General features: G+C 74.8%; 15 protein-coding genes. 5 read left to right on the forward strand and 10 right to left on the reverse strand.

Annotated features, from left to right (window positions below):
- Nucleotides 1–47: 47 nt before the first annotated feature.
- A complete protein-coding gene (locus tag IG05_RS0133200; RefSeq protein ID WP_030347768.1) occupies nt 48–1,748 on the reverse strand; it encodes an RDD family protein in 1,701 nt (566 codons plus the stop codon).
- Nucleotides 1,749–1,983: 235 nt separating this feature from the next.
- Between IG05_RS0133200 and IG05_RS0133205 the strand changes: the two genes are divergently transcribed.
- Entirely contained in the window at nt 1,984–2,397 is a 414-nt protein-coding gene (locus IG05_RS0133205; RefSeq protein ID WP_030347769.1) for an SsgA family sporulation/cell division regulator, read from the forward strand.
- 8 nt (nt 2,398–2,405) lie between these two features.
- Here the strand turns inward: IG05_RS0133205 and IG05_RS0133210 are convergent, their stop codons facing one another.
- The gene (locus IG05_RS0133210; RefSeq protein WP_030347770.1) at nt 2,406–3,812 is read right to left on the reverse strand and encodes an FAD-binding oxidoreductase; all 1,407 of its coding nucleotides are present in this window, start codon (nt 3,810–3,812) and stop codon (nt 2,406–2,408) included.
- Nucleotides 3,813–3,904: 92 nt separating this feature from the next.
- Between IG05_RS0133210 and IG05_RS0133215 the strand changes: the two genes are divergently transcribed.
- Nucleotides 3,905–5,374 (forward strand): tetratricopeptide repeat protein, encoded by a 1,470-nt coding sequence (locus tag IG05_RS0133215; protein WP_030347771.1) that lies wholly within the window; start codon nt 3,905–3,907, stop codon nt 5,372–5,374.
- 18 nt (nt 5,375–5,392) lie between these two features.
- On the opposite strand, the gene IG05_RS0133220 is transcribed toward IG05_RS0133215, so the two are convergent.
- Both IG05_RS0133220 and hppD read right to left on the reverse strand, forming a co-directional pair.
- Nucleotides 5,393–6,241: a hypothetical protein gene (locus IG05_RS0133220; RefSeq protein WP_030347772.1), complete on the reverse strand. Its 849-nt coding sequence runs from the start codon at nt 6,239–6,241 to the stop codon at nt 5,393–5,395.
- A gap of 35 nt (nt 6,242–6,276) precedes the next feature.
- On the reverse strand, nt 6,277–7,425 hold the full coding sequence (gene hppD, locus IG05_RS0133225; protein ID WP_030347773.1) for a 4-hydroxyphenylpyruvate dioxygenase: 1,149 nt from the start codon (nt 7,423–7,425) through the stop codon (nt 6,277–6,279).
- 122 nt (nt 7,426–7,547) lie between these two features.
- Here hppD and IG05_RS0133230 point away from each other — a divergent pair, with 122 nt between their 5' ends.
- Together IG05_RS0133230 and IG05_RS0133240 are read left to right on the forward strand one after the other, a co-directional pair.
- Nucleotides 7,548–8,024, forward strand: a complete 477-nt coding sequence (locus tag IG05_RS0133230) for an Lrp/AsnC family transcriptional regulator (protein WP_030347774.1) — start codon at nt 7,548–7,550, stop codon at nt 8,022–8,024.
- A 371-nt stretch (nt 8,025–8,395) separates the two neighbouring features.
- The gene (locus IG05_RS0133240) at nt 8,396–9,709 is read left to right on the forward strand and encodes a cytochrome P450 (protein WP_234336118.1); all 1,314 of its coding nucleotides are present in this window, start codon (nt 8,396–8,398) and stop codon (nt 9,707–9,709) included.
- Nucleotides 9,710–9,732: 23 nt separating this feature from the next.
- On the opposite strand, the gene IG05_RS0133245 is transcribed toward IG05_RS0133240, so the two are convergent.
- The 4 genes from IG05_RS0133245 to IG05_RS0133260 all read right to left on the reverse strand — a co-directional run bounded on the left by IG05_RS0133245 (nt 9,733) and on the right by IG05_RS0133260 (nt 13,066).
- A complete protein-coding gene (locus IG05_RS0133245; protein ID WP_030347776.1) occupies nt 9,733–10,278 on the reverse strand; it encodes a GNAT family N-acetyltransferase in 546 nt (181 codons plus the stop codon).
- 86 nt (nt 10,279–10,364) lie between these two features.
- The gene (locus IG05_RS0133250; protein ID WP_030347777.1) at nt 10,365–11,156 is read right to left on the reverse strand and encodes a S16 family serine protease; all 792 of its coding nucleotides are present in this window, start codon (nt 11,154–11,156) and stop codon (nt 10,365–10,367) included.
- Nucleotides 11,157–11,210: 54 nt separating this feature from the next.
- On the reverse strand, nt 11,211–12,320 hold the full coding sequence (gene menC, locus IG05_RS0133255) for an o-succinylbenzoate synthase (RefSeq protein ID WP_030347778.1): 1,110 nt from the start codon (nt 12,318–12,320) through the stop codon (nt 11,211–11,213).
- Nucleotides 12,317–13,066 (reverse strand): chorismate synthase, encoded by a 750-nt coding sequence (locus IG05_RS0133260; protein WP_030347779.1) that lies wholly within the window; start codon nt 13,064–13,066, stop codon nt 12,317–12,319. Before IG05_RS0133260 ends, menC begins: the two co-directional genes overlap by 4 nt.
- 104 nt (nt 13,067–13,170) lie before the next feature.
- Between IG05_RS0133260 and IG05_RS0133265 the strand changes: the two genes are divergently transcribed.
- Nucleotides 13,171–14,718, forward strand: a complete 1,548-nt coding sequence (locus IG05_RS0133265) for a PucR family transcriptional regulator (RefSeq protein ID WP_030347780.1) — start codon at nt 13,171–13,173, stop codon at nt 14,716–14,718.
- Here IG05_RS0133265 and dapE read toward each other — a convergent pair.
- Both dapE and IG05_RS0133275 read right to left on the reverse strand, forming a co-directional pair.
- Nucleotides 14,699–15,754, reverse strand: a complete 1,056-nt coding sequence (gene dapE / locus IG05_RS0133270; protein ID WP_030347781.1) for a succinyl-diaminopimelate desuccinylase — start codon at nt 15,752–15,754, stop codon at nt 14,699–14,701. The genes IG05_RS0133265 and dapE overlap by 20 nt on opposite strands.
- A gap of 245 nt (nt 15,755–15,999) precedes the next feature.
- The gene (locus IG05_RS0133275) at nt 16,000–16,641 is read right to left on the reverse strand and encodes an IclR family transcriptional regulator (protein ID WP_030347782.1); all 642 of its coding nucleotides are present in this window, start codon (nt 16,639–16,641) and stop codon (nt 16,000–16,002) included.
- Nucleotides 16,642–17,016: the final 375 nt, after the last annotated feature.

Raw genomic sequence — 17,016 nt, forward strand, 5'->3', positions numbered from 1 at the left:
CCCGCATCCGGCGAGCGGCCGTACGGGCTACGGCCCCTGCGCCGGCGTCAGCCCGCGACGAAGGTGTGGGCCGCCTTGTCGTGCCAGCCCTGGCGCCAGGGCCGGTCGAACAGGCACCACAGCACGCCCACGAGGCCGACCACCAGCAGGCTCGGCAGGCTCAGCACCAGCCAGCGGCGCAGGGCCGCGCCGAACGCCGGCGGCTCGTGCCCCTCGATGTCCCGCACCTCAAGTCCGCACAGCTTCTTGCCGAGGGTGCGGCCCCACTTCACGGTGGGCAGCACCTCGTACAGGACGCCGGCCAGGAGCAGGACGGCCAGGACGATGCCGAGGCTGGTGCCGGTGGTGCCGTCGAGCAGCCAGACGGTGACCTCGCGGCCGGACAGCCGGGCCGCGTCGATCTTCTGCTGGACGTGGTCGACGGCCCGCGTCCCGAGCGGGACCGCGGCGGCGGACGTCAGCGCGCCCACGGCCACCAGGTCGATCAGCCGCGCCAGGAACCGCTTGCCGAGTCCGGCCGGGCGGGCGGCGGCCTGCCGGCGGGCGGCGGCCTGGAAGAGGTCCTCCACCGGCGGCTTCCACGGCGCGACCGGCTGCTCGTCCCCGCCCCCGGCCAGCTGGTGCACCTGCTGCGCCCAGGAGGCCTGCCCGCCACCGGGGCCGCTGGTCAGCGGGGTACCGGAAGCGGCACCCTGCCCGGGACCGGCCTGCTGCGGCACCGCGGGCGCGGGCTGCGGCGCCTGCCCGCCACCGGGGCCGCTGGTCAGCGGGGCACCGGAAGCGGCACCCTGCCCGGGACCGGCCTGCTGCGGCACCGCGGGCGCGGGCTGCGGCGCCTGCCCGCCGGCGGCCCGGGCCGCGGCGGCCTTCCCCGCGCCGAACCCGGAACCGGCCGGCGCACCGGCGGGCCCCTGGGCGCCGAATCCGGGGGAACCGCTTTCGGGGGCGGGAGCGGCAGGAGGGCCGGCGGTGCCCGGCGTTCCCGGCGCACCCGTGCCCGGCGTGGGCGTGGGCGTGGGCGTGGGCGTGGGCGTGGGCGTGGGCGTGGGCGTGCCGGACGGTACCGGGCGGAACGTCATCGTGCCGTCGTCGGTGCCGGCCGCCGCCGGGCCGGGGATCGGGCGGCGGAAGATGAAGGTGCCGGGGTCGGGGGCGTCGCCCTCCGCCGGGGGCATCGTCGCGGTGCCGTCGGCACGGGCGGTGGTCCGGCCGTCGGACGCGTCCGGGGAGTCGGCCGGCACCCGCGGATCGGCACCCCGGGCGCCCCCGCGTCCGGCGTCCCCGGCCGGCTGCGCCCCGGGCACGGACCGGCCGGGCTGACCTGAGCCGCCCCACTGCGCGGGTCCGCCGGACTGGCTCGGCAGTCCCGGCTGGGCCGCCGGCGCCGACTGGCTCCACTGCGCGCCCTGAGCCCCCTGCCCCGCGCGGTCCGCCTGTGCCGGCACGGCCGGCTCGCCCCACTGCGCGCCCTGCCCGGCCTGCACCCACTGCTCGCCCGGGCCGCCCTGCCGGGGGACGTCGGGAGGGTCCTCGTCGAAGAAGTGGGGGCCCGTCTCCTCCACGGCGGGGGGTGCCGGGCGGGCGCCCGGGGGTGGGGTGAGCGGTTCGCCGTCCTTCGGCGCCGGGCGGCTGGTGCCGGGCACCCAGGAGGCGCCGTTCCAGTACCGGACGTAGCCGGGGATGGACGGGTCCGGGTAGTAGCCCTCGCGGGGCCGGTCGTCACCTGGGGCCGGGGTTGGGGCGCTCATGTCCGTCGTCCCGTATCTGCTCGGGGGTGGGATGGGGGGCTCCACATCTATCAGACCGCGGCAGCCCGCAGCGCCAGTCCCGCGGGACCCACCCCTTTCCGGGCAGCGGCGTACGGGACTCGCACGAATCCGCGAAAAGAATTTCCCCGAACTCGCGTAATGCCCCGGCCGCTGCTCCCTCTCCCCCGGTGCGGGCCCGGTCCGAGCGGCCCCGGCCAGAAAGGAAACGCAGGTCATGCAGCACACCGTGGTGGAACGCGAGCTGGAGCTGAGGCTCATCCTGTCCCCGGAGCGGAGCGTGCCGGTCCCCGCCCGGCTCCGATACCGCTCCGACGACCCGTACGCCGTGCACCTCGCCTTCCACATCGACTCCGAGCACCCCGTCGACTGGACGTTCGCCCGCGACCTGCTGGTGGAGGGGGTGTTCCGGCCGTGCGGGCACGGGGACGTGCGGGTGTGGCCGACGAAGGCGGACGGCCGGAGCGTCGTGCTGATGGCGCTCGGTTCACCGGACGGCGACGCGCTGCTGGAGGCACCGGTCCCGCAGGTGTCGGCCTGGCTGGAGCGGACGCTGCGGGCGGTGCCGCCGGGCACGGAGGGCGGGCGGCTGGGCATCGACGAAGCGCTCGACCACCTGCTCGCCCAGTGAACCCGGGGTCAGAAGAGCTTGCCGGGGTTGAGGATGCCCAGCGGGTCGAAGACCTGCTTCACCGCCCGCTGCATCTCCACCCCGACCGGGCCGATCTCGCGGGCCAGCCACTCCTTCTTCAGCACGCCGACGCCGTGTTCGCCGGTGATGGTGCCGCCCAGCTCCAGGCCGAGGGCCATGATCTCGTCGAAGGACTCGCGGGCCCGCCGGGACTCGTCCGGGTCGCGGGCGTCGAAGCACACGGTGGGGTGCGTGTTGCCGTCACCCGCGTGGGCGCAGACGCCGATCGTGAGGTCGTACTTCGCGGCGATCCGTTCGACGCCGTCCAGCATGGCGCCGAGCTTCGAGCGGGGCACGCACACGTCGTCGATCATCGTGGTGCCCTTCGCCGCCTCCAGCGCGGTCAGCGCGAGCCGCCGGGCCTGCAGCAGCATCTCGGACTCGGTGGCGTCCTCGGCGGGCACCACCTGGGTGGCGCCGGCGGCCTCGCACAGGGCGCCGACGGCGGCGAGGTCGGCGGCGGGCTCCGGGGTGTCGAACGCGGCCAGCAGCAGGGCCTCGGTGGTCTCGGGCAGTCCCATGTGGGCGAGGTCGTTGACCGCCTTGACCGTCGTCCGGTCCATCAGTTCGAGGAGGGAGGGGACGTGACCGCCCGCCATGATGCGGCAGACGGCGTCGCAGGCGGCGGCCGCGGAGGCGAACTCGGCGGCCAGCACGAGCTGCCGGGGCGGCTTGGGCTTCAGTGCCAGGACGGCCCGGACGACGATGCCGAGTGAGCCCTCGGAGCCGACGAAGAGCCGGGTGAGGTCGTAGCCCGCGACGCCCTTCGCGGTGCGGCGGCCGGTGGACATCAGGCGGCCGTCGGCGAGGACGACGTCCAGGCCGAGGACGTACTCGGCGGTCACGCCGTACTTGACGCAGCACAGGCCGCCGGAGGCCGTGCCGATGTTGCCGCCGATGGTGCACGTCTCCCAGCTGGAGGGGTCCGGCGGGTAGGACAGGCCGTGCTCCTCGACCGCGCGGGAGAGGGCCGCGTTGACCACGCCGGGTTCCACCACGGCGATCCGGTCGACGGGGCTGATCTCCAGGATGCGGTCCATCTTGGTGAGGGACAGCACGATGCAGCCGTCGGTGGCGTTGGCGCCGCCGGACAGGCCGGTGCGGGCGCCCTGCGGGACGACGGGGACGCGCAGCCCGGTGGCGGTCCGCATGACGTGCTGGACCTGCTCGACGGTGCGTGGCAGGACGACGACGGCGGGGCTGCCCCCGGGGCAGAAGCTCGCCATGTCGTTGGCGTAGGAGGCCGTGACGTCGGGGTCGGTGAGGACCGCCTCGGGCGGCAGGCCGGCCAGGAGCCGGTCGGTGAGGTTCCCCGTGTGCTCGTCGCGCGGTGCTTCGATACGGCTCATGATCACAGCGTGGCACTCGCGGCCATCGGTGTGAACCCCGCCCGCGCCGTCCTTGGGCCACCCGGATGTGCTCGTCGTATTGACGCACAGTGAGCGCCATGGACAACCGACAGTGCGTGGGTACGTCCCTGGTCCCGGACCCGCCGGCGCCGCGCCGGTCCCGGCGGGTGCTGCGCCGGGTGCTGGTCGCCGCGCTGGCGGGCGGTGTCGTGGCCGGCTCGGCGCTGGTGCTGCTGCCCGAGGAGCGCCGGGCGCACCGGCCGGCGCCGCCGCCCGCCGCCGGTCCCAGGGCACAGCCGCGGACGCAGGCGCTGACGACGGTGACGTACGGGGTGCCGGCCGCGTTGCCCGGGCTGACGGCGCTGATCGGGCGCGAGGAGCAGCGGGTGCGGGCGCAGCCGCGGGACGCCCGGGCGTGGGCGGTGCTGGGCTCGGCCTACGTGGCGCGGGGGCGCCGGGCGGGTGACGCGGCGGACTACCCGCGGGCCGAGCGGGCGCTGCGGAGCTCGCTGGACGTGCGCGGCACCGGCAACACCGCGGCGCTGGACGGGCTGACCGCGCTGGCGCTGGCGCGCCGGGACTTCCCGGCGGCGAAACGGTACGGCGAGCAGGCACTGAAGGCGGCGCCGAAGCGGTGGTCGGCGTACCCGCCGCTGATCGACGCCTACAACGGGCTCGGCGACTACACCAAGGCCCGGGCCTCGCTGGACAAGCTGATGGAGCTGCGCACCGGTCCGGCCGAGCGGCCGGCGGTGATGGCGCGGGCCGCGGCGGTGTACCGGGACCGGGGCTGGCGGGAGGACGCGGTGGCCCAGCTGACCGACGCGGCGGCCGCCGCCCGCACCCCCGCCGAGCAGGCCGCCTGGCTGGCCGGTCTGGGGCAGCTGGCCTGGGAGCGCGGGGACCTGCCGGACGCGCTGCGGCACTTCGAGGCGGCGCTGCGGCTCGACCCCGACCAGCGGGCGGCGCCGGCCGGACGGGCCCGGACGCTGGCCGCGCTGGGGCGTACGACGCAGGCGCTGGTCGCGTACCGGGCGGCCGTCGCGAAGCGGCCGGACCCGGAGGTCCTGCTTGAGCTGGGCGAGCTGTACGAGTCGCTGGAGCAGCCGCGGTCCGCCGAGGAGCAGTACGCGCGGCTGCGGACGGCGGTGCGGCAGTCGGTGGCGGGCGGGGTCGACGAGGAACTGCTGATCGGGCGGTTCGAGGCGGACCACGCGGATCCGTGGGACGCCGTGGAGCGGCTGGAGGAGGAGTGGCGGCGGCAGCCGGGCATCGAGGTGGCCGACGCCCTGGGCTGGGCGCTGCACCGGGCCGGCGAGGACCAGGAGGCGCTCCCTTACGCGACCGCCGCGACGGACGAGGCGAAGGGCGGCGGGGTGCGCAGCGCGCTGTACGCGTTCCACCGCGGGGTGATCGAGGCGGAGCTGGAGCGGTACGGGCCGGCGCGGCGGTATCTGGAGGAGGCGCTGCGCATCAATCCGTACTTCTCGCCGCTGCAGGTGCCGGTGGCCCGGGAGGCGCTGCGGACGCTGGGCGAGCCGCCGGCCGACGAGCCGCCCGAGTCCTGAGGGGCCCGGCGCGGCGGCTCACTTGTAGTAGACCGAGAACTTCCGCGCGCCCGCCGGCCCGGACGCGAACCCGATGTACAGGTGCGGTGTGCCCGTGGTGCGGACGGCCAGGCCCTCCGGTTCGCGGTGGTCGAGGGAGTACGCGGCCTCGGTGCGGTGCCGGGCGAGGAGTTCACCGGTGCGGACGTCCAGGCAGGACAGGTGGGTGTCGCCGTGGCCGGCGGGCGGGTTGGTGCGCGGGTCGTAGGCGGAGCCCGCCAGCTGGTAGAGGTGGTCGCCGTGCAGGGCGAAGCCCTGGAAGGGGACGCCGGGGTCGGGGTGGGCGCCGGTCTGGGCGAGGTCGGCCAGCGGGGTCGCGTAGTCGCGGGCGGTGAAGGCGGCCAGGTCCCAGACGCGGTAGCGGGGGGTGCCGCCCAGGCGGTAGCGGACGGCGATGCGGCCGGTGACCGGGCAGAGGGCGGGCTGGTTGGTCCGGGAGCCGTCGACGGGGTGGCGGACCTTGACGTCCCGGGTGGTGCGGGTGGCTCCGGCGGCGAACCGGAAGCGGGTGACGCCCCGGCCGTAGCCGTCCACGGCGTCCGTCTCGGTCCAGATCCACACCGTGCCGTCGGCGCCGTGCTGGACGCCCATGCCCACCCCATGCCCGAACCCCTTGAGGTACATGTGGCCCAGGCGCCTGCCCGTCAGGTCGAGGCGGTTGAGGCACAGGTCGCCGGCGGCCCGGCCGCCGGGGGTGAGCTGGAGGACGTAGAGGTGGTGGTGGACCTCGTCGAAGGCGAAGGACTGGAGGACCGTGGGTTCGCGCAGGGTGCCCCGCTCGCGCAGCCAGCGGACGGCCGGCGCGGTGAGGTCGATGCGTTGCGCCACGGTCCCCCCTCGGATGTCCGGCGGGGACCCGTCGGCTACAGGTTGCCCCGCTTGGCCTGCTCGCGTTCGATCGCCTCGAACAGTGCCTTGAAGTTGCCCTTGCCGAAGCCCATCGAACCGTGCCGCTCGATCAGTTCGAAGAACACGGTCGGCCGGTCCTGGACGGGCTTGGTGAAGATCTGCAGCAGGTAGCCGTCCTCGTCGCGGTCGGCGAGGATCTTCAGTTCGCGCAGGGTGTCGATCGGCACGCGGGTGTCGCCGACCCACTCGCCGAGGGTGTCGTAGTACGAGTCGGGGGTGTCGAGGAACTCGACGCCGGCCGCGCGCATGGTGCGCACCGTCTGCACGATGTCGTTGGTGTTGAGCGCGATGTGCTGGACGCCCGCGCCGCCGTAGAACTCCAGGTACTCGTCGATCTGGGACTTCTTCTTGGCGATGGCGGGCTCGTTGATCGGGAACTTGACCTTGAGGGTGCCGTCCGCGACCACCTTCGACATCAGCGCGCTGTACTCGGTGGCGATGTCGTCGCCCACGAACTCCTTCATGTTCGTGAAGCCCATGACCTCGTTGTAGAAGCCGACCCACTCGTTCATCCGGCCGAGTTCGACGTTGCCGACGCAGTGGTCGACGGCCTGGAAGGTGCGCTGGGCGGGCGGCTCGACGATCGGCCGGGCGGCGGTGTAGCCGGGCAGGTAGGGGCCTTCGTAGCCGGTGCGCTCGACCAGGGTGTGGCGGGTCTCGCCGTAGGTGGCGATCGCGGCGAGGACGACCGTTCCGTGCTCGTCCTTCATCTCGTACGGCTCGGCGACGCCGCGCGCGCCGTGCTCGATCGCGTAGGCGTAGGCGCGGCGGGCGTCCGGGACCTCGATGGCCAGGTCGACGACGCCGTCGCCGTGCTCGGCCACGTGCTGGGCGAGGAAGTGGCCCCAGGTGCTGCTCGGCTTGATCACCGAGGTGAACACGAAGCGGGCGGAGCCGTTCTCCAGCACGTAACTGGCGGTCTCGCGGCTGCCGTTCTCCGGTCCGGAGTAGGCCACCAGCCGCATGCCGAAGGCGGTGGAGTAGTAGTGCGCCGCCTGCTTGGCGTTGCCCACGGCGAAGACGACCGCGTCCATTCCCTTGACCGGGAAGGGGTCGGCCTGCCGGGCGGTCGCGTCGGGAGTGTGCTGTGTGGTCTGCGTCATAGCGGAAGGGTGGCCCCGCTCTGCAAGGTGCGCAATAGTTCGCTTCATCGCTGTGCAATCTGACCAGCGGAACGGCCGTATCGGCGGACGTTCTGTACAGGATGACCATCTCAGGGGGTCCCGTGGCGATCGATCATCTGGACGGGCGGATCATCGTGCTGCTGGCCGAGGAACCGCGCATCGGGGTACTGGAGATGTCCCGGCGGCTGGGTGTCGCCCGGGGCACGGTGCAGGCGCGCCTGGACCGGCTCCGGTCGAACGGGGTCGTCCGCGGCTTCGGCCCGCAGGTGGACCCGGCCGCCCTCGGCTACCCGGTCACCGCGTTCGCCACCCTGCAGATCCGGCAGGGCCAGGGGGCGGACGTACGGGCGTACCTGGCGACCGTGCCGGAGGTGCTGGAGCTGCTGACCACCACCGGCAGCGGGGACATGCTGTGCCGGCTGGTGGCCCGCTCGAACGCCGACCTCCAGCGGGTGATCGACCGGGTCGTCGGTTTCGACGGCATCGTCCGGGCCTCCACGGCGATCGTCATGGAGAACCCCGTCCCGCTGCGCATCATCCCGCTGGTGCAGCAGGCGGCGGGCGCCGAGCCGGCGTAGGCGCCCGCGGGCGGCCGGGGCCGGCACACGGGCCGACTGCCCGGCTGTGGCTGCCCGGCTGTGGACATACGCGTCATGCGTGAGAAAATAGTCAATGCACCATAAAACGCTGGAGGTTCACCGGAACCCCGGCTGGAGGGGCTCAGACAGGCGAGAGGAGCGCATTCATGATCGCCAAGCTGCTGGGCAAGCTGTCCTTCACCCGCCGCTACGGCGCGTACGGTGCCCACGAGTGGGACGCGTACGCCGGCGGCGACTGAGTCTGACGACATCCTCGGCGGGCGCCCCCGGGCGTCCGCCCCCTTCCAGCCGCACCGCCGACGGCGTCGGCCCGGACATGTACGGAGGCCGGGGACGATCTCATGGGCCGGATGAACGAGCCACCGCGTCCGCCCGGGAGCGGCTTCGCGGCCTGGAGCCGTGACCGGCTGGGGCTGGCACGCCGTGGCGCCGACGAATGCGGGGACGTCTGGCAGCTGGAGCCGGGGGTCTGCGTAGCCGCCACGGCCGGATCCTGTGACGCGGTGCTGCGCCGCGCGCGGGACTTCCCCAAGGCACCCTCGCCCCTCTTCCCGCCGTTGAAGGGGTCCAACGAAGCACGGACGGCCGAGGAGCGCGCGCACGCCCACGCCGCCCGGATGCGCGGACTGCGCGCGCAGGCGGTCGCGGCCCGGATCGGCGAGATCGCGCCCGGAGCCGCTCTCTTCGCCGCCCGGTGGCCCGCGGACCGGGACGTCGAGGTCCTGCCCGCGGCCCGGCACGCCCTGGCGGAGATCGGCGTCCGCTACCTCTTCTCCGAGGACGCCCCGGCCCTGCTGCCGTTCGCCGCACGGCTCTTCCTCGCCCGGGAGGTGCTCGTACGCCCCTCGCGGTGGGAATGGCCGCGGTGGGTCCCCACACCGGCACGGCGGTTCCGCACCCGGCAGCAGACCGCCTTCACCGACGCCCTGCGGCCCATCGTGCGCCGGCGCCTTTCATCGGGCCGGCTCGGTGACGACGTGCTCGGGCAGATGCTCCTGCCCACCTCCCGCTACGGCCCGCTGCCGGAAGAGGCCGTTCTCGACACCCTCCCCGGCATCACCGTCGCCACCTTCGAGGCGCCCACCCGGGCGGCCGGATGGATCCTGCTTCACCTGGCCCGGCACCCCGGGGCGGCGGACCGCGTCGCGGCCGAGGCCGCCTCGCTGCCCGCGGATCCGGCCGCGACGACCGGCACCCACCTCGACGACCTGCGGTACACCCGGGCACTGGTGTACGAGGTGCTCCGGCTGTACCCCCCGAGCTGGCTGCTGACCCGGCGGGCCGCACGGCAGACCCAGCTCGCCGACTACACCATCGAGGCCGGGTCCACCGTTCTCGTCTGCCCCTACACCGCGCACCGGGACGCACGGGAACACTCCGAGCCGGACCTGTTCCGGCCCGAGCGCTGGCTCGACGGTCCGGGCTCGCCGGCGGAGCCGGGGGCCTTCCTCTCCTTCGGCACCGGACCGCACGCCTGCGAGGGAGCCGCTCTGGCCATGGCGATGCTGACGCTCCTGACCGCGCACACGGCCGGCCGTCACCGCCTGAGCGAGCCGCCCGGACCGGAACCCGCCTACCAGCTCACCACCTTCGAGGGCCTGGCGACCGCCGGTCTGCGCCTGCGTGCCACCCCGCGCGGCCCGGGGCCGTCCCGCTTCCGGTGACCGGCCCGCCCGCCCCGGCCCGCTCACCCTGGCCGGCTCACCCCGAACTCGTCGGCGAGCAGGCCCATCATGACGAGGTCGTGGTGCCGGCCGTCGAAGAAGACGTGCTCCCGCAAGCGCCCCTCCTCGGTGAAGCCGAGCCGACGCGTCAGTGCCAGCGACGCCTCGTTCCGGGCGAAGATCACCGCCAGGCACTTGTGATAGCGCCGCTCGGCGAACATGAAGCGCAGCAGGAGCGCCAGGGCCTCTGCCGCGTAGCCCCTGCGCCGGTGCTCGGCGCCGATCACGACATCGAATTCGAACCAGCCCGAACAGGGGCCGGTGCGGTGCGAGCCGATCGTCCCGACCAGCTCTTTCCCCGCCGTCGTCTCGACTGCCAGCCGGAAGCGGTCGCCGCCGCACTCGGCGACGGCTTGCCGCTTCGCCCAGGCCCGGTGGCTCTCGGCGGACCGGGGCAGCTCCAGCCGGCCCTCCGGCCGCCCCTCGTCGGCGAAGCGCGCGAACGCCGTCCAGTCGTCGGGCTCGATGGCACGCAGGCGCACCCGTTCACCGGTCCAGGACGAAGCCATGCCCGATTGTCGCCACCGCGCCGCGCACGGGGCCGGGAGGCACGCCGGGACGGGCGCGGCCGGCCGCCCCCGGCCGCACCGCCGAGCTAGCAGCTGGGGACCGTGCCCTTGCCCTTCTCCAGTGCCACCAGGGAGTCGACCGCGCCCTTCAGGGTGGTCACCGGGACCAGCCGCAGCCCCTTCGGCAGCTCGGCCCGGGCGTCGGCGCACTCCGCCTTCGGCACCAGGAACACGGTGGCCCCGTCCCGGCGCGCGGCCTGCGTCTTCAGGGCCACCCCGCCGACCGCGCCGACCCTGCCGGCGGCGTCGATCGTGCCGGTGCCGGCGATGGTGCGGCCCCCCGTGAGGTCGCCGCCGCTGCCGTCGCCGTCGAGCTTGTCGATGATCCCCAGGGTGAACAGCAGCCCCGCGCTGGGCCCGCCGACGTCGGCGAGCCTCAGCGTGACCTTGACCTTGCCGGCGTTCAGCCCGAGGTACTTCAGCGCCGCCTGGGTCGCCGCGTCCTGGGACTGCTGCATCTGCGCCTCGTTGTGCTTCTCGATCTCCTTGATGGTGTCGCCGCTCGGGTAGACCGCGTCACGCGGCATGACGGCCCGGTCGGTGCGGAACCAGTTGCCGAGCACGTCACCGAGGGAGACCCGGGCGTCGGGGCCGGTCGCCTCGATGGTGGTCATCCGCAGCTGCCCGCTGGTGCCGCGGGTCGCCGCGCCGGAGACGGTGATCACCGGGGTGCCCTTGTTCCCGCCGAGCACGTTCGCCGTCATGCCGGGCTGCGCCACCGAGAACGGCAGCGGCGCGAACACCGCCGTGGCCAGCAGGGCCACGACGGGCAGCGCGCAGACGACGAGGGCCTGGGGGCGTGTGAGACGTGAGAGCACGGGATCAATCTAACGTGACGGCCGGCTGCCCCCCGTGCCCCGTACAGGTGCCCCTCATGCCGTGTAGAGGTCCCGCCGCTCGCGGGTGAACCGGCGCAGGGCGTCCGGCCGGGGCTCCACCCCGATGCCGGGACCGGTCGGCACCGGCAGGTGCCCGTCCCGCAGGACGAACGGCTCGGTGAGGTCCTCTGCGAAGTAGCGGCTGGACGCCGAGGTGTCCCCGGGCAGGGTGAAGCCGGGCAGCGCGGCCAGGGCGAGGTTCGGCGCCCGCCCGATGCCGGTCTCCAGCATGCCGCCGCACCACACCGGCACGCCGTGCGCGTGGGCCACGTCGTGGACCCGGCGGGCCTCCAGGTAGCCGCCGACCCGGGCGGGCTTGACGTTCACCACCCGGCAGGCGCCCATCGCGATCGCGGACGCGGTGTCACGCGCGTGGTGCAGGGACTCGTCCAGGCACACGGGGGTGGTCAGGCGCTGCTGGAGAAGGGCGTGGGCGTGCAGGTTGTCCTCCTCCAGCGGCTCCTCGACGAGCAGCAGCCCGAACGCGTCCAGCCGCCGCAGGTGCTCGGCGTCGGCGAGGGTGTAGGCGGTGTTGGCGTCGACCTGGAGGGGCAGGCCGTCGCCGAAGCGCTCGCGGACCGCCCGGACCGGCTCGACGTCCCAGCCGGGCTCTATCTTCAGCTTGATGCGGACGTACCCCTCGGCGAGGTAGCGCTCGACGTCGTCCAGCAGCTCGGGCACCGAGTTCCTGATGCCGACGGAGACCCCGGCCGGCACCCGGTCCCGTACCGCGCCCAGGTAGGCGGCGAGCGGCATGCCGTAGGAACGCAGCTCGGCGTCGAGGACGGCCGTCTCCAGGGCCGCCTTCGCCAGCTCGTGGCCCTTGATCCTCGCCATGGCCGGTGCCAGCGCGGCCGCGGTGAGGTGCGGCAGCGCGGCCACGCGGGGCAGCAGGAAGTCGCGCAGCACGATCTCGGCGCCGGCGACGAACTCCGAGCAGTACAGCGGCTCGGGGTCGGCGGCGAACTCAGACCAGCCCTCGGCACGGTCGGTGACGACGCGCAGCAGGAAGGTGTCCTTCGCCGTCATGGTCCCGAAGGACGTACGGAACGGGGTGACCAGCGGGATCGCCACGTGCACGATCTCGACGCGCTCCAGTTTCACGCGGCGGCCTCCGTCCGGGTGAGGGTGTACCAGCCGTCGCGGGACATGCCGGTGGCCCGGAACCCCTCCGCGAAGGCGTCGAGGAGGACCTCGCGGACCGCGCGCCGCCAGCGCAGCGCCAGCGCGGGATCGCCGGCGCGCAGCGCGACGGCGTCCTCGGGCACCCGGCACCACAGGTGCCGGCCGGCGCGCCGGGCGAGCGGCCCGCCGTCGGGGGCGGAGCGCACGACCTCCCCCTCGGGCCGGAGGTCGTACGACGGTCCCGGCCGCGCCAGGTCCCAGGTCACCGTCAGCCGGTCGCTCTCGTCGCCGTCGTTCACGCCGTCGGTCATCGGGCCGTAGAAGTCGACCAGGTACTCCGTGCCGACGGCCCCCAGCTTGACCAGGTTGAAGCGGGCGTTGCGGCCGACCAGCGGGTCGAAGGTCCAGCGCATGGTGCGGGCGCCGAGGGCGCGCGCCCAGTCCCGCTGGGCCCGCTTCAGCACCGGCCCGAGACCGCGCTCGGCGGCGGCCACCAGCGAGTACGTGCTGTGGTCCGGGCCGAGGACGGCGACGGCGGCCCCGGCGAGCCGCTGCCCGGCGGACACCGTGTGCACGGCGCCGCCGGCGTGCACCAGGCTGTGCAGGACCTCGGCCGGGTACGGCGGGGCGGTGCGGGGCGTCCGCCAGACGTCGCTGAAGTGGTCCGCGACGGCCGCGAGCCCGTCGACGTCGTGGACGGTACGGATGATGGTGCCTGCTGTCATGGCACCGAGTCTCGGCCGCCCGCAGCCGGCGCGTGTTGTGCGAGCGGCCAACGGCTGCGTACGTTCGTTGCAGCATCAGCCAAGCCGCCCTCAGAGGACCTCTCATGGACATCTGCACCCTCGGCGACCTCCTGGACGTCGTCGGCGGCCCCGCGCTGCGCCTGCACACCGCCCCCGCGGGCCGGGCCGTGCCGGTCACCGAAGCGGTGCTGTACGACGGTCGCACCCCGCTCCCCCGGCAGCCCGGCGCGCTGCTGCTGGCGGTCGGGGTCCGGGCGGCGGACGCGGGGCCGCTGGTGCGGGCGGCGGCGGAGGCGGAGCTGGCCGGGGTCGTGGTGCGGGGCGCCGGCGGACCGGTGGAAGAGGCGCGGGCGCACGGCATCGCGCTGCTGTCGGTCGCCGAGGACGCGGCCTGGCACCAGGTGCACCTGCTGCTGGCCTCCGCCGTCGGCGCCCGGCCAGCCGCCTCCTCGGACACCGGGCTCGGCGACCTGTTCGCGCTGGCCGACGCGATCGCGGCGGCGACCGGCGGGGCCACCGCCGTCGAGGACCCCCGGCAGCGGATCCTCGCCTACTCGACCGTCCCCGGGCAGCCGGTGGACGAGGACCGGCGGCAGGGCATCCTCGGGCTCCAGGTGCCGGCCAGCGCGGAGAACACCGAGCAGTACCGGCGGCTGTTCGCCGCCGACCGGCCGGTCCGGCTGCCCGCGCTGTCCGGCTCGGGCCTGCCGCGGCTGGCGATGCCGGTACGGGCCGGCGGCGAGACGCTCGGCTCGGTGTGGGTGGTCGACGCGGGCTCGCTCGCCCCGGACGCCGAGGACACCCTCGTCCAGGGCGCCTCCACGGCCGCCCTGCTGCTGCTCCGGGCCCGCGCGGCGCGCGAACTGGCCCGGCACCGCAACAGCGATCTGCTGCGCCGCCTGCTGGACGGCACGGCGGACGCGCCGACGGCCGCCGAGCGGCTGGGTGTCGCGGGCCCGGCCCGGGTGGCGGCCTTCGTCCTGGACTCCGCCGCGAGCGTCCCGGACGCCGAACGCACCGCGCTGCGCCTGCTGGACGTCGTACGCCTGCAGTGCGAGGCCCGCTACGGCCGGCACGCCTGCGTGCTGCTGGGCGGGGTGGTGTACGCGGTGCTGCCGGGCCCCGGCGAGCGGCACCGCAAGCTCGCCGAGGACATCGTGGCGCGGGCCGGGCAGGCGTTGCGGGTGCCGGTGCGGGCCGCGCTGGGCGAGGTGGTGCCGGGCGCGGCGGGGCTCGCGGACTCGCGGGCGGACGCCGACCTGGTGCTGCGGCTGCCGGCCACGGAGCTGCCGGTGGCCGCGGTGGACGAGGTGCGGGCCCGGGTGACACTGCTGCGGCTGGCCGAGGTGATGGCGGAGCGGCGGGAGTTGGCCGCGGGCGCCTGGCGGCGGGTGCTGGACCACGACGCCACGCATGGCACCGAGTACGCCCGCACCCTGGTCTGCTGGTTCGACGCGGGCTGCGACATGGCGGGCGCGGCCCGGCTGCTGGCCGTGCACCCCAACACCTGCCGCTACCGGCTCAGGCAGCTCCGGCAGCACGCCGGGGTCGACCTGGACGACCCCGACGAACGGCTGGTGCTGTGGCTGCAGCTGCGGACGCTGGCGGGGATCAGCGCAGCCACGCCCTGAGCCGCTCCTCGCACCGCCGCAGGTGCGCCACGGGGACGTACTCCCCCGCCGTGTGCGCCAGCGAGGGGTCGCCGGGGCCGTAGTTGAGCGCGGGCACCCCCAGCGCCGCGAACCGGGCCACGTCGGTCCAGCCCAGCTTGGCCCGGGGCTCGGCGCCGAGGGCGGTGGCGAGGGGGCCCACCCGGTCCAGGTGCGGCAGCGCGCCGCCGACGACCTCGGTGACCCGCACCTCGTACTCCGGGAACAGCCCGCGCACGTACGCCTCCGCCTCCCGGGCCGAACGGCTGGGCGCGAAGCGGCAGTCGACGGTGACGACGCACTCGTCCGGTACGACGTTCCCGGCGACCCCGGCGCGTACGGCGACCGCGCTCAGCCCCTCCCGGAACTCCAGCCCGTCGATCAGGACCCGTTCCGGGACGTGCGCGTCGAGCCGCTGGAGCACCTGTCCCGCCTTGTGCGCGGCGTTGCTGCCCTGCCAGGCGCGGGCGGTGTGCGCGCGGGTCCCCCGGACCACGATGTCGGCGGTGAGGATGCCCTGGCAGCCGGCCTCGGCACCGGCGTCCGAGGGCTCCATGAGGATCGCGAGACCGGCCTCCTCCAGGAGACCCGGCCGGGCGGCGGCGATCCGGCCGAGCCCGTTGCGCTCCCCTTCCACCTCCTCGCACTCGTAGAAGACGTAGGTGACGTCCCGTACCGGCTCCGGGACGGTGGCCGCGAGCCGCAGCGCGACCGCCACCCCGCCCTTCATGTCACAGGCGCCGAGCCCGTGGACCCGCTCGCCGGCGAGCCGGGAGGGCAGGTTCCCGGCGGCCGGCACGGTGTCCAGGTGCCCGGCGATCAGGACGCGTTCCCCGCGCCCGAGGCCGGTACGGGCGATCACCGAGTTGCCGACCCGGTCCACGGCGAGGTGCGGCAGGAGGCGCAGGGCGCCCTCGACGGCGTCGGCGATCCGCTCCTCCCGCCCGCTCTCGGAGGGCAGGTCGACGAGGGCACGGGTGAGGGTGACGACGTCGGCGGTGGGATCGAGGACGCTCATGCGGGGTCTTCCTGGGGTGGGCGAGGGGAACGTGCCGGATGCCCTAGATGATGCGGAACGGGGAAGACCTCGGGGTGTGCGGATCGGCCAAACCCCGGGGGACGGGGTTGGCGCGTCGGCCAAGGGGGGCGGGCGGTCCCGCGCGTCGGCCAAGGGGGGCGGGCGGTCCCGCCGGGAGAGGGCTGGCCGGGGCCGGTCGCGCAGTTCCCCGCGCCCCTTCCGGGGCGTGCAGGCGCTGTCCGGACTCAGCGGAGTGCTTCCGCGACCTCTCTCGCCGCCTCCACCACCCGGGCGCCGACCCGCTCGGGTACGGCGTCCGCCAGCATCACCACGCCCACGCTGCCCTCCACACCCGTGACGCCGACCAGGGGCGCGGCGGCCCCGCTCGCCCCGGCCTCCAGCTCGCCGTGCGTGAGCGTGTACCCGGGATCGGCCGACGGCGACTGCCGCGCGGCCAGGATCGCCCTGCCCGCCGCACCCCGGTCCAGCGGATGGCGGAACCCGGCCCGGTAGGCCACGTGGTAGTCCGTCCACGTCGGCTCGACGACCGCGACGGCCAGCGCCTCGGACCCGTCCACCAGCGTCAGGTGCGCCGTCGCCCCTATGTCCTCGGCCAGCGACCGCAACGCGGGCAGCGCGGCCTCGCGCACCAGCGGGTGCACCTGCCGCCCGAGCCGCAGCACCCCGAGTCCGACCCGGGCTCGCCCGCCCAGGTCACGTCGTACGAGCGCGTGCTGCTCCAGCGTGGCCAGCAACCGGTACACCACGGTCCGGTTGACGCCCAGTTTGGTGGACAATTCGGTGACGGTCAGCCCGTGGTCCGTGTCGGCCAGCAGTTTGAGGACACGTAGTCCCCGGTCGAGCGTCTGAGAGGTCTCCGCGGTCACGACGCCCACTCCTTAGGCGGTGAGGTCGGCAACCCCTGAGCGAAAGATGCGTCACCGAGTCCCGTCGGCGACGCGTTCAGAGGCCGCCGATCGGCAGGACGGCCCGGCGGCTCCCGGGCCGAGTCGCTTCACGGCTGCGCTCCGCGGCGGCGCTGCCACGGGGCGTGTGCGTAGCGGGACAGTAGCGAAGCCGGTTCGCTGAGCGGAAGTCTTCGTCCAGAATCCGGGCAAGGCCAGATCCGGCCTGCCTGCATTCGTCCGGATACGCACACGGCACAGGGGGCCGAACCAGTGCGCACACGTTCGAGCTGCCGAACCGGATGAGCTGTCTCTTATACACATCTCCGAGCCCACGAGACCAGAGAGGATCTCGTA

Origin of the sequence: Streptomyces sp. NRRL S-1022 (assembly GCF_000720135.1) — a bacterium.
Taxonomy (GTDB): Bacteria; Actinomycetota; Actinomycetes; order Streptomycetales; family Streptomycetaceae; genus Streptomyces.

Excerpts from the sequence above, each read along its gene's own strand:
- IG05_RS0133205 (WP_030347769.1), top strand. The coding sequence starts at position 1,984 with ATGCAGCACACCGTGGTGGAACGCGAGCTGGAGCTGAGGCTCATCCTG.
- IG05_RS0133260 (WP_030347779.1), bottom strand. The coding sequence starts at position 13,066 with ATGACAGCAGGCACCATCATCCGTACCGTCCACGACGTCGACGGGCTC.
- IG05_RS0133245 (WP_030347776.1), bottom strand. The coding sequence starts at position 10,278 with ATGGCTTCGTCCTGGACCGGTGAACGGGTGCGCCTGCGTGCCATCGAG.
- IG05_RS0133215 (WP_030347771.1), top strand. The coding sequence starts at position 3,905 with ATGGACAACCGACAGTGCGTGGGTACGTCCCTGGTCCCGGACCCGCCG.
- IG05_RS0133200 (WP_030347768.1), bottom strand. The coding sequence starts at position 1,748 with ATGAGCGCCCCAACCCCGGCCCCAGGTGACGACCGGCCCCGCGAGGGC.
- dapE (WP_030347781.1), bottom strand. The coding sequence starts at position 15,754 with ATGAGCGTCCTCGATCCCACCGCCGACGTCGTCACCCTCACCCGTGCC.
- IG05_RS0133240 (WP_234336118.1), top strand. The coding sequence starts at position 8,396 with ATGAACGAGCCACCGCGTCCGCCCGGGAGCGGCTTCGCGGCCTGGAGC.
- hppD (WP_030347773.1), bottom strand. The coding sequence starts at position 7,425 with ATGACGCAGACCACACAGCACACTCCCGACGCGACCGCCCGGCAGGCC.
- IG05_RS0133265 (WP_030347780.1), top strand. The coding sequence starts at position 13,171 with ATGGACATCTGCACCCTCGGCGACCTCCTGGACGTCGTCGGCGGCCCC.